Consider the following 11,580-nt stretch of genomic DNA (forward strand, 5'->3'; position numbering starts at 1 on the left):
TTCGACGGAGCGCGGGGCTTGCCGGCGCGCGAGGGGGGGGGCTGTCTGCCCCCCTCTTGGCCTTCGGCCAATTCACCCCCCGAGAGTACTTGGACCAAGATGATGGGGCCGGTGCTTGGGGCCGGTGCTTGGGGCCGGTGCTTGCGGTCGGTGCGGCGCCGCGGCGCTCTGGTCAAAGCGGCGTCGCTGGGCTAGATGCGCCACAGCAATGGAAGGCTCATGCATGACCTATGAACGCCCCGGCCCGGTCGAGGAGAGCTGGCAGGAGGTGATCTCGCCCATCGAGGAGATCATCGCGGATGCGCGGAACGGGCGCATGTTCGTGCTCGTCGATCACGAAGACCGCGAGAACGAGGGCGATCTCGTGGTGCCGGCGCAGATGGCGACGCCGGAGGCGATCAATTTCATGGCGACGCACGGGCGCGGTCTGATCTGTCTCGCGCTCACCGCCGGGCGGGTGGACAGGCTGGGCCTCGACCTGATGGCGCAGCAGAATTCCTCGCGTCACGAGACCGCCTTCACCGTCTCGATCGAGGCGCGCGAGGGGGTGACGACGGGCATCTCGGCGGCCGACCGGGCGCGCACCATCGCCGTGGCGATCGACGCGGCGAAGGGGCCGCAGGACATCGCGACGCCGGGGCATGTCTTCCCGCTGCGCGCGCGCGACGGCGGCGTGCTGGTGCGCGCGGGGCACACGGAGGCGTCGGTGGACGTCTCGCGCCTCGCCGGGCTGAACCCCTCGGGCGTGATCTGCGAGATCATGAACGAGGACGGCACCATGGCGCGGCTGCCCGAGCTCGTCGCCTTCGCGCAGCGCCACGGGCTGAAGATCGGCACGATCAGCGACCTGATCGCCTACCGCCGTCGACACGACAACCTCGTGCGCGTGGTGCGCGAGGACACCGTCACCTCGGAGTTCGGCGGCGCGTGGTGCCGGCGCATCTACACCGACACGGCGCATGGAGACGAGCACATCGTGCTCACGAAGGGCGACATTCCGGGCGACGGGCCGGTGCTGGTGCGGATGCACGCGCTCGACCCGATGCTCGACGTCGTGGGCTCCGGCCCGCCGGGGCGCGCGGGGGAGTTCGGGCAGGCCATGGAACAGGTGGCGCGAGAGGGGCGGGGCGTCGTCGTCCTGCTGCGCGACACGGAGATGAAGATGACCCGGCCGGACGAGGTCGCGCCGCGCACGCTGCGCCAGTACGGGCTGGGGGCGCAGATCCTCTCGTCGCTGGGGCTGTCCGAACTGATCCTGCTCACCAATTCGCCGCAGCCGAAGGTCGTCGGGCTCGAGGCCTACGGTCTCGAGATCGTGGGCACGCGCCGCATCGACGGAGGGGCATGATGGCCGGACAGGAGATGCATTACACCCTGCCGCGGCCCGCGTTCGACAAGGCCCCGAAGCTTCTTCTGGTGGTCGCACCCTACTACCGCGACATCGCCGACAACCTGATCGCGGGCGCGGTCGCGGAGATCGAGGCCGCGGGCGCCACGCACGAGACGGTCGAGGTGCCCGGTGCGCTGGAGATTCCGCCCGCCGTCGGCATGGCCGAGCGGCTGTCGGATTTCGACGGCTACGTCGCGCTCGGCTGCGTGATCCGGGGCGAGACGACGCATTACGAGACCGTCTGCAACGACAGCTCGCGCGGGCTGATGCTGCTCGGACTGCAGGGGCTCTGCATCGGCAACGGCATCCTCACCGTGGAAACCCGCGCGCAGGCCGAGATGCGCGCCGATCCGGGGGCGCAGAACAAGGGCGGCGGTGCCGCTGCGGCGGCCTTGCATCTGATCGCGCTGGCGCGTAGGTGGGGCGGCCGGCAGAAACCCGTCGGCTTCGTGCCCGCGGGCGGAGAGGCCAGCCTCGCCGCCGGGGACGATCCCTCCACCACCCGATGAGCCGCCAGACATGACGTCCGACACCGTCCCCCGTGCCCCCGAGGCGCGGCAGATGCGATCCGCCGCCCGCCTCTACGCCGTGCAGGCGCTCTTTCAGATGGAAGCCTCCGGGCAGGCCTCGGACCGGGTCATCCGCGAGTTTCTCGATCACCGCTTCGGCGCGCATTACGACGGCGACGAGATGGCCGAGGGCGACCCCGATCATTTCCGCACCGTCGTCGAACAGGCGGTGAACTGGCAGGCGCGCGTCGACCAGATGACGGACAGGGCCCTGGTGGCCAAATGGCCGATCGCGCGAATCGATCCGACGCTGCGCGCGCTCTTCCGCGCAGGCGGTGCGGAACTCGTCGCGATGGAGACCCCGCCGCGGGTGGCGATCACCGAGTACGTGGAGATCGCGCGCGCCTTCTTTCCCGAGGGCAAGGAGGCAGGTCTCGTCAACGCGGTGCTCGATCACATGGCGCGCGAAGCCCGGCCGGAGGCGTTCTAGACCGCCTCCGGGGGTTTTTCTCGCCGCACTCTCCGCTACATTGAGTGCAAGTCCAGGAAGGGAACCCCGATGCCCAAGCTCATCCGCCTCTACATTCGCCAGGTGATCCTCGGTTTCGTGATCTCGGCCGGGTTCGTCGCGATGATCCTGTGGTTCAACGTGGCCAACCTCTGGCACCTCGTGACGCATGATCCGGCCGGGCCGCTCGCCGTCGGCCTGCTCTGGCTCTTCAACGGCATCGTCTTCTCGGGGGTGCAGTTCGGCATCTCGATCATGCGCCTCGCCGAGGACGACGACGACAGCGGCGGCACGCGCGCACCGGAAGCCGTCGAATATGCCACCGTCCCCGCCCGCGCCGACGATGGGCCGCGCCGCCGCCTCTGATCCGGTCGTTGACGCCGGACGGCGCGTCATGATCTTGATCCGCTCCGGCCCTCCCCTTCGGCTCTGGACATGACGCGGGTCATGGTCGGCTGGAATCGGTGAGAGCGGCTCAGCAGGTGCAGGGCTCTGCACCATCATTGGCGGAGGATGCGCGCACCCCGCGTTGCCACGGGACTTGCGGGGTTCAGCGCCGAGATCTCCCCGCGCCACGCCCGCTTGCGTCGAGGTCATGCGATGCCGCGCGCGGACGGCTTCGAGATACCCTCCAACCGCCGCATTGCGCAGGTTAGGACGCGCGCGGGCGGGCCCTGCCCTTTGCGGGACATGTTTCAGGTGGTCCGACGCAACCCGCGCAGGGTCGTCGCGGCCATGCTCACGGCCCCCGCGAGCGCGAGCGCGGCGACGGTCCATTGCGTGCCCTGGTTCGCCACGACGATGCCGATGAGGGCCCAGACCACCGCGGCCCCGTAAAGCGGCGCCCGTCCGACACGGAGTTGCACCGGAACCGCCAGGGCCAGCGCGCCGAGCAGGCAGAGAAGCGCCCAGCCCGTCGCGCCGGGGCCGACACCATAGCCCGCGCCGAGAAGCCCGACGGACACCCAGGACGCCGCCGTGAGCCAGCCGGCATAGAGCGCGACCGGCGCGCGCAGGAGCCACGGATCCCGCGTGGGCGTGCGGAAGAGGGCGGCGAGCGCGAGGAGCAGCATCGCCCAGATCAGAACCGTCGCCCAGACGGCGCTCGTCTGCGCGACAGAGAGCCAGACCGCACCGATCGCGAGGCTGCCGGTCAGCGCCCAGCGCGGGGCGTCCCAGTCCGCGTCGCCCGCGCGGCGGAACAGGCCGACGCCCGCCGAGACCAGCAGCCAGAGGTAGATCGGCCCCCAGATCGCGAAGGCGTAGCCGGCGGGCTGCACGGGCGGATCGTCCTGCGGCACCGGGAAGAGGTCGGGGTCGAAGCCCTGAAACGGCACGGCGAGCGGCGCCACGGCGAAGAGGAGCGCCGCCACGGCGAGCAGCACCGCCTTCATCCGGCGGCGGTCGGTGCCGCCCTCCGGCGTCCCGGGAGTCTCGGCCATGGCGCGCCCTTTCCTGAAACCGGTCCTGCCCGAGGGCCTACGCGATCCGCGCGGCGATTCCCATCGCCGGCGCTCAATCCGCCGCGCGGATCACCGTCACCGGCAGATCGGCGAGGAGCCCGTCGACAACGGCGCGCTCCTGCGCCGCGAGGCGCTGCGCCCGCGGGTAGCGGGGCGCCGCGCGGTCGTCGAGAACCGGCGCCGCCCAGCCGGCGGTGGTCACGGCGAAGCGCTCCGCACCCGCGCGGCCGAACTCTGCGAGGAACCCCTGCACGACGACGTCGATGTAGCTCAGCAGGATCGGATGCGCCTCGCAGGGGGCGGCATGGTCCGGATCGGCGAGGCGATAGAGCGCCACCTCCGGGCGGCCGGGCGCGGCGTGGCGGACCTGGCCGGTCACGGGGGAGCGGCGGTAGGCCGCTTCGCGGGCGTCGAGCGCGGCCCAGTCGCCGCGGGGCACTGCCGTGATCAGCCCCTCGATCTCCGTGCCGGGGGCCTCCTCCACCGAGAGGAACGCCGCCGGGCGCCCGGGGGCGCGGCGCCAGACGCGGCGCCAGCCCGTGACGCGCGCCGGATGCGCCGCACCCCCATCGAGCGTCGCGCGGTTCACGAGGCTGCCGTAGCCGAAGACATGCGGGTCATCTGCCATGCAGGGAAATTGCTGCGCTGTTGATGCATGTCAAACAGGTGCGCGGCTGTTCGGTGCAGGGTGTGGCACGGACCACTCCGGAAAGGCTTCCCCGTGCGCGTCACGAAGCGAACCAACATCGCCATCCGCGTCCTCATGTACTGCGCCTTGCACGACGACCGTCTCGTCACCAAGCACGAGATCGCCGAGCGCTGCAACGCGTCGGAGAATCATCTCGCGCAGGTCGTCCATCAGCTCGCGCAGCTCGGATACCTGCGCACGCAGCGCGGCCGTCACGGGGGACTCGGCCTCGCGCGGCCGGCGCGCGCGATCCAGATCGGGCAGGTCTTTCGCGCACTCGAAGCGCCCGTGCCGATCGCCGAATGCTTCGCCGACACGGACAACACCTGTCCGCTCAAGGACGGGTGCCGGCTGCGCACGGCGTTGACCGACGCGATCGAGACCTTCTTCGCGCATCTCGACGAGATCACCCTGGATGCCCTCGTTTGCGACAATCCCAAGCTCGAGGCACTGCTCGCGCCGGCCACCTGCCGCTAGAGGGTTGCCGCGCGACATGCCGGGCGCTAGGTTGATGTCCGTCAGATCGGGAGAACCGGCCCCCGCGGCCGGTGCCGAAGGAGCAACCGCCCCGGAAACTCTCAGGCGTCCGGACCGATCCGACCACATACGACTCTGGAGAGAGGTGCGCCCACAAGCGCGCCCGCCGAAGGGATAGCGATCTCAGGCGAAAGGACAGAGGGGGCATCGCGGGCGCGCCGGAGGGCGCGCCGAAAACGGGATGCCGGACGCTTCTGATACGCCGGCGAACGGGAAAGGGGGGGCGATGGCTCCGCTCGACCGACTGCCGCTCGACGCGCTGCACCGCGCGCTGGGCGCCAAGATGGGCGCCTTCGCCGGCGTCGAGATGCCGATGCAGTATGCCGGCGTCATGGCCGAACACGCGCAGACGCGGGACCGCGCCGCGCTCTTCGACGTCAGCCACATGGGGCAGGTGGTGCTCGACGCGCCGGCGGAGACCGCCGCCGCCGCGCTCGAGGCGCTCGTGCCGCAGGACATCGCGGGGCTGAAGGCCGGCCGGCAGCGCTACGCCTTCTTCACCAACGCCGAGGGCGGGATCGAGGACGACCTGATGATCGCCAACTACGGCGGCGTGATCAGGCTCGTGATCAACGCCGCGCGGCGCGAGGCGGACATGGCGCTCCTGCGTGCCGGGCTTCCCGCGGACGTGCCCGCGCGCCTTCTGAGCGACCGCGCGCTTCTCGCGCTGCAGGGGCCGGAGGCGGAAGCCGCGCTCGCCCCGCTGGCGCCCGAGGCCGCCGCGATGCGCTTCATGGACGTGGCCGAGATGGAGGTCGCGGGCGTGCCGGCGTGGATTTCGCGCTCGGGCTACACGGGCGAGGACGGCTACGAGATCTCGCTGCCCGCCGACCGGGCCGAGGTGGTGGCGCGCGCGCTTCTCGACCGGCCGGAGGTGGCGCCTGCGGGCCTCGGCGCGCGGGACACGCTGCGCCTCGAGGCCGGGCTCTGCCTTTACGGACAGGATATCGACAGCACCACGACGCCGATCGAGGCGGGCCTCGGCTGGGCGATCCAGAAGGCGCGGCGCGCGGGCGGCGCGCGCGAGGGCGGTTTTCCCGGTGCGGCGCGCATCCTTCAGGAGATGGCAGAGGGCGCAGAGCGCGCCCGCGTCGGGCTGCGCCCCGAAGGCCGCGCACCGATGCGCGCGGGCGTCGCGCTCTACGCGGAGGAGACGGGCGGCGATCCGGTCGGCACGGTCACCTCGGGCGGCTTCGGGCCGACCGTGGGCGCGCCGGTGGCGATGGGCTATGTCCCCGCCGGGCTGGCGCGGCAGGGGCACGCCCTTTTCGGCGAGGTGCGGGGCAAGCGCCTGCCGGTCACGGTCAGCGACCTGCCCTTCGTGCCGGCACGCACGAAGCGATGAACAGAGAGAGGGACGGCATGAAATACACCGAGGACCACGAGTGGCTGCGCGACGAGGACGAGGTGATCGTCGTGGGCATCACCGAACACGCGGCCGAGCAGCTCGGCGACGTGGTGTTCGTCGAACTGCCCGATGAGGGCGCGACGGTGACCAAGGACGACGAGATCGTCGTGATCGAGAGCGTCAAGGCCGCCTCGGACATCCTCGCGCCGGTGGATGGCGAGATCACCGAGGTCAACGACGCGATCGTCGAGAACCCGGCGATGGTCAACGAGGACCCGCTGGGCAACGCGTGGTTCTTCAAGATCCGCCCCTCCGACCGGTCGCAGCTCGACGACCTGATGGACGAAGCCGCCTACAAGAAACTGGTCGGCTGAAGCGGCGACGGGCCGGCGCGCCGGGCGCGCGCGGGCCTGCTGCGCGAGGGACGCGCCAACGAGGACACGGACCGCGGAGGCGGGCCGGACAAAGGGAGTGTCACATGACCTATCAGCCCACCGACTACCAGCCCTACGACTTCGCCAACCGGCGCCACATCGGCCCCTCCCCGGCGGAGATGGCCGAGATGCTGCGCGTCGTCGGCGCCGGCAGCCTGGAGGCGCTGATCGACGAGACGATGCCGGCCGACATCCGGCAGGCGGAGCCGCTCGATTTCGGCCCGGCGCTGTCGGAAAGCGGCGCGCTCGACGTCATGCGCGAGGTCGCGGACCGGAACCGGGTGCTCACATCGCTGATCGGGATGGGCTATCACGGCACGATCACGCCGCCGGCGATCCAGCGCAACGTGCTCGAAAACCCGGCGTGGTACACCGCCTACACCCCCTATCAGCCCGAGATCGCGCAGGGCCGGCTGGAAGCGCTGCTGAACTTCCAGACGATGGTGAGCGACCTGACCGGCCTCGAGGTCGCCAACGCCTCGCTGCTCGACGAGGCGACGGCCTGCGCCGAGGCGATGGCCATGGCCGAGCGCGTCTCCAAGTCGAAGGCCAGGGCCTTCTTCGTGGACGAGAACTGCCACCCGCAGAACATCGCGGTGGTGAAGACCCGCGCCGAGCCGCTCGGCATCGAGGTGATCGTCGGCGCCCCCGAGGACCTGCAGGCCGAGCGCGTCTTCGGCGCGCTCTTCCAGTATCCGGGCACCTACGGCGAGATACGTGACTTCACCCCCGAGATGGAGGCGCTGCATGCGGCGAAGGCGATCGGCATCGTCTCGGCCGATCCGATGTCGCTTCTCCTGCTGAAGGAGCCGGGCGCGATGGGGGCCGACATCGCCATCGGATCGACCCAGCGCTTCGGCGTGCCGGTGGGCTACGGCGGGCCGCACGCCGCCTATATCGCGACCAAGGACGCCTACAAGCGCGCGCTGCCCGGGCGGCTGGTGGGCGTCTCGGTGGATGCGCGGGGCAACCGGGCCTATCGCCTCGCCCTGCAGACGCGCGAGCAGCACATCCGCCGGGAGAAGGCGACCTCGAACGTCTGCACGGCGCAGGCGCTCCTCGCCGTGGTGGCCTCCTTCTACGCGGTCTTCCACGGGCCGAACGGCCTGCGCGCGATTGCCGAGCGCATTCATGCGCGCACCGTGCGTCTCGCCCGCGGGCTCGAGGCGGCGGGCTTCCGCGTGGAGCCCGAGACCTTCTTCGACACCATCACCGTGGATGTCGGCCCGCTTCAGCACGCGGTGATGAAGTCGGCCGTGGACGAGGGGATCAACCTGCGTGCCGTGGGCGCGACGAAGGTGGGCATCACCCTCGACGAGCGCACGACGCCCGAGATCGTGGAAGCCGTCTGGCGCGCCTTCGGCATCATCGGCGGGCTGTCCGAGGACGGGGCTTTCCGGCTGCCGGACGCGCTCCTGCGGCGCACGCCCTACCTCGAGCACGAGGTCTTCCAGATGAACCGGGCCGAGACCGAGATGATGCGCTACATGCGCCGGCTCTCGGACCGCGACCTCGCGCTCGACCGGGCGATGATCCCGCTCGGCTCCTGCACGATGAAGCTGAACGCCGCGGCCGAGATGATGCCGATCAGCTGGGACGCCTTCACGCTGATGCATCCCTTCGCGCCCGAGGAGCAGGCGGCGGGCTACAAGCACCTGATCGACGACCTGTCGATGAAGCTCTGTTCGATCACCGGCTACGACGCCTTCTCGATGCAGCCGAACTCCGGCGCGCAGGGGGAATACGCGGGGCTGCTCACGATCGCGCGCTGGCAGCGGGCACGCGGCGAGGGGCACCGCGACGTCTGCCTGATCCCGCTCTCGGCGCATGGCACGAACCCCGCCTCGGCGCAGATGGTCGGCTGGCAGGTGGTCACCGTGAAGACCGCCGACAACGGCGACATCGACCTCGCGGACTTCCGCGCCAAGGCCGAGGAGTATGCCGACCGCCTCGCCGGCTGCATGATCACCTATCCCTCGACGCATGGCGTCTTCGAGGAGACGGTGCGCGAGGTCTGCGGGATCACGCATGACCACGGCGGGCAGGTCTACATCGACGGGGCGAACCTCAACGCCATGGTCGGGCTCTCGCGGCCCGGCGACCTCGGCGGGGACGTGAGCCACCTGAACCTGCACAAGACCTTCTGCATCCCGCACGGCGGCGGCGGGCCGGGCATGGGGCCGATCGGCGTGAAGGCGCATCTCGTGCCCCATCTGCCAGAGCATCCCGTGACCGGCGACGGCGCGGTGAGCGCGACGCCCTACGGCTCGCCCTCGATCCTGCCGATCAGCTGGGCCTACATCCTGATGATGGGGGGCGAGGGGCTCGCGCAGGCGACGCGGGTGGCGATCCTGAACGCCAACTACATCGCGCGCCGGCTCGAAGGGGCCTACGACGTGCTCTACAAGGGGCCGAAGGGGCGCATCGCGCACGAGTGCATCCTCGACGTGCGCCCCTTCGCCGACAGCGCGGGCGTCAGCGTGGACGACATCGCCAAGCGGCTGATGGACTGCGGTTTCCACGCCCCGACGATGAGCTGGCCGGTCGCCGGAACGCTGATGGTCGAGCCCACCGAGAGCGAGACCAAGGCGGAACTCGACCGCTTCTGCGACGCCATGCTCGGCATCCGCGAGGAAATCCGCGCCATCGAGGAAGGCCGCGCCGATCCGGAGGACAATCCGCTGAAGCACGCGCCGCACACGGTCGAGGATCTGGTGGGCGACTGGGATCGCGCCTATTCGCGGGAGGAAGGCTGCTACCCGCGCGGCACCTTCCGTGTGGACAAGTACTGGCCGCCGGTGAACCGCGTGGACAACGCCTATGGCGACCGCCACCTCGTCTGCACCTGTCCGCCGCTCGAGAGCTACGCCGAGGCGGCGGAGTAATCCCCGCCGGGGGAGGGGCGGCAAGGCCCCTCCCCTTCCGCACTGTGGCCTCCACCGCAGGCGTGCCCGGGGCCGGCCCTCGGGGGGCGCCTGTTTCGAGAGCGTCGAGGCGGGCCGTCTCCGGGTCGGGCCTGCCCCCTCAGCACATGCGCAGCCCATGCGTGACGGGGTCTGCGCCCTCCCGGGATCGGCGCAGGCCGGAGATGTCGTTACCGGACGGGGTTGTTCTGCCGATCAAACTCTTCGAGGACCATCTGCATCTGGCGGCCGGTGGGGGTCGAGTCGTTACCGCCCACGCGACTGGCACCGATACGCTGCATGTTCCCGAAAAAGCTGCTTATCTGAACCTGTTCAAGAACCCGGGCATATTGATTGATCGGCGGTGGCAAGCTGTCGGCGAAGACCGCCGCGGCGCCGAACATCTCGTCGAAGGCGGCGGCCGCCTCTTCGTCCGTAACGCCATCGTCGGGCCAGCCTTCCAGCACCTCGACGGCGTCCTTGAGCTTAAAGAAGGCATCGAGCTTGCCGCGGACGTCGTTGACCGTCGAAATTCTCGACTTCACTGCGCCGATCCCTCGGACCGCGTCGTTGAGGCGGCCACTGGCGTCGTTCGATATCACGTCCCCGGCCAAGGCCAGTGCGTAAGCCCGCTTCGCCTTTCGCTCAGTGGCGTCAAGTACTTCTTCGATATTCTCATCATCGATGAAGCGGCTTCGCAATGCGTTCCACAGACCCATCAGGAAGCGCCCTCGGTGATTAAATTTTATGCAGTGTACCAGTATCTGCCGTCTCAGGCAATGCCGCTTTGGCGGCGACCTGGACGGTACTACGTCGTAACGCTGCGGGAGCGGGACCTGAAAAACCGGGGGCAATCGGGCGCAATCGGTGCTACACGCGTCGCACTCGCGCCGTGGAGGCAAAAGCTATGGGAGAAAAAACAATGCTTTGCGAGGCGTCTCGCCTCTCGGTCGCGCCTATGATGGAGTGGACGGACAGCGCCTGTCGCGTCTTTCACCGCGCGCTGTCGCGCCGGGCGCTTCTCTACACCGAGATGGTGACCGCACCTGCGCTGGTGCGGGGCGGTGCGACGCATCTCCTGCGCCATGCGCCCTGCGAGCATCCCGTGGCGCTGCAACTCGGCGGCTCGGATCCGCGGGAGCTCGCGGAGGCCGCGCGCATGGGCGCCGGGGCCGGCTTCGACGAGATCAACCTCAACGTCGGCTGCCCCTCCGACCGGGTGAAGTCGGGCTGCTTCGGCGCGGTGCTGATGCGCTCGCCCGATCTGGTGGCGGACTGCGTGGCGGCGATGCGCGCGGCGGTCGACGTGCCCGTCACCGTCAAGTGCCGCATCGGGGTGGACGACCAGGCGCCCGCGGCGGTGCTGCCGGAGTTCCTTGCGCGGATGCAGGCGGCGGGGGCGGCGCATGTGATCGTGCACGCGCGCAAGGCGTGGCTGCAGGGCCTCAGCCCCAAGGAGAACCGCGACGTGCCGCCGCTCGACTACGATCTGGTGCGAGGCATGCGCGCGGCGTTCCCGGATCTGCGCCTTTCGATCAACGGCGGCGTGCAGTCGCTCGACGAGGTCGAGAGCTTCCTGCGCGACGGCTTCGACGGGGTTATGGTGGGGCGGGCGGCCTATCACCGGCCCTTCGACATCCTCGGGCAGGCCGACGCGCGGCTCTGGGGCGAGGGCCACGCCCCCACGCGGGAGGAGGCGGTGCGCGCCATGCTGCCCTGCATCGAGGATCACCTCGCCGCGGGTGGACGCCTGCACCAGGTGACGCGGCACATGCTGGGCCTCTTCGCCGGGTGTCCGGG

The 11,580-nt window shown here is 70.3% G+C and carries 12 protein-coding genes and 1 riboswitch; of the genes, 9 read left to right on the forward strand and 3 right to left on the reverse strand.

Annotated features, from left to right (window positions below):
- Window positions 1-223 precede the first annotated feature (223 nt).
- The 4 genes from ribB to ACESL7_RS07315 all read left to right on the forward strand — a co-directional run bounded on the left by ribB (window position 224) and on the right by ACESL7_RS07315 (window position 2,773).
- On the forward strand, window positions 224-1,348 hold the full coding sequence (ribB, locus tag ACESL7_RS07300) for a 3,4-dihydroxy-2-butanone-4-phosphate synthase (protein ID WP_372892655.1): 1,125 nt from the start codon (window positions 224-226) through the stop codon (window positions 1,346-1,348).
- Complete coding sequence (locus tag ACESL7_RS07305; RefSeq protein ID WP_372892666.1) at window positions 1,348-1,899, forward strand: 6,7-dimethyl-8-ribityllumazine synthase; 552 nt, start codon at window positions 1,348-1,350, stop codon at window positions 1,897-1,899. The genes ribB and ACESL7_RS07305 overlap by 1 nt, the downstream gene beginning before the upstream one ends.
- A gap of 10 nt (window positions 1,900-1,909) precedes the next feature.
- Window positions 1,910-2,389, forward strand: a complete 480-nt coding sequence (gene nusB / locus ACESL7_RS07310; RefSeq protein ID WP_372892656.1) for a transcription antitermination factor NusB — start codon at window positions 1,910-1,912, stop codon at window positions 2,387-2,389.
- Window positions 2,390-2,458: 69 nt separating this feature from the next.
- The gene (locus ACESL7_RS07315; protein ID WP_372892657.1) at window positions 2,459-2,773 is read left to right on the forward strand and encodes a hypothetical protein; all 315 of its coding nucleotides are present in this window, start codon (window positions 2,459-2,461) and stop codon (window positions 2,771-2,773) included.
- A 329-nt stretch (window positions 2,774-3,102) separates the two neighbouring features.
- Here ACESL7_RS07315 and ACESL7_RS07320 read toward each other — a convergent pair whose 3' ends face one another.
- A complete protein-coding gene (locus tag ACESL7_RS07320) occupies window positions 3,103-3,849 on the reverse strand; it encodes a hypothetical protein (protein ID WP_372892658.1) in 747 nt (248 codons plus the stop codon).
- Window positions 3,850-3,922: 73 nt separating this feature from the next.
- Entirely contained in the window at window positions 3,923-4,498 is a 576-nt protein-coding gene (locus ACESL7_RS07325) for a gamma-glutamylcyclotransferase family protein (protein WP_372892659.1), read from the reverse strand.
- A gap of 93 nt (window positions 4,499-4,591) precedes the next feature.
- Between ACESL7_RS07325 and ACESL7_RS07330 the strand changes: the two genes are divergently transcribed.
- The 4 genes from ACESL7_RS07330 (at window position 4,592) to gcvP (ending at window position 9,762) form a co-directional block, all read left to right on the forward strand.
- Window positions 4,592-5,035, forward strand: a complete 444-nt coding sequence (locus tag ACESL7_RS07330) for an RrF2 family transcriptional regulator (RefSeq protein WP_372892660.1) — start codon at window positions 4,592-4,594, stop codon at window positions 5,033-5,035.
- Between the two features lie 37 nt (window positions 5,036-5,072).
- Window positions 5,073-5,162: riboswitch (glycine riboswitch) on the forward strand.
- 159 nt (window positions 5,163-5,321) lie between these two features.
- On the forward strand, window positions 5,322-6,440 hold the full coding sequence (gene gcvT / locus ACESL7_RS07335) for a glycine cleavage system aminomethyltransferase GcvT (RefSeq protein ID WP_372892661.1): 1,119 nt from the start codon (window positions 5,322-5,324) through the stop codon (window positions 6,438-6,440).
- 17 nt (window positions 6,441-6,457) lie between these two features.
- The gene (gcvH, locus tag ACESL7_RS07340) at window positions 6,458-6,817 is read left to right on the forward strand and encodes a glycine cleavage system protein GcvH (protein WP_372892662.1); all 360 of its coding nucleotides are present in this window, start codon (window positions 6,458-6,460) and stop codon (window positions 6,815-6,817) included.
- A 104-nt stretch (window positions 6,818-6,921) separates the two neighbouring features.
- On the forward strand, window positions 6,922-9,762 hold the full coding sequence (gene gcvP, locus ACESL7_RS07345) for an aminomethyl-transferring glycine dehydrogenase (RefSeq protein WP_372892663.1): 2,841 nt from the start codon (window positions 6,922-6,924) through the stop codon (window positions 9,760-9,762).
- Window positions 9,763-9,971: 209 nt separating this feature from the next.
- Here gcvP and ACESL7_RS07350 read toward each other — a convergent pair whose 3' ends face one another.
- Window positions 9,972-10,499, reverse strand: coding sequence for a hypothetical protein (locus ACESL7_RS07350; protein ID WP_372892664.1), 528 nt, complete (start codon window positions 10,497-10,499; stop codon window positions 9,972-9,974).
- A 188-nt stretch (window positions 10,500-10,687) separates the two neighbouring features.
- Here ACESL7_RS07350 and dusA point away from each other — a divergent pair.
- Window positions 10,688-11,580: tRNA dihydrouridine(20/20a) synthase DusA (dusA, locus tag ACESL7_RS07355; protein ID WP_372892665.1), on the forward strand; the 893-nt coding region annotated here is incomplete at its 3' end.

This window comes from Rhodosalinus sp. (genome assembly GCF_041685465.1).
Classification (GTDB): domain Bacteria; phylum Pseudomonadota; class Alphaproteobacteria; order Rhodobacterales; family Rhodobacteraceae; genus Rhodosalinus.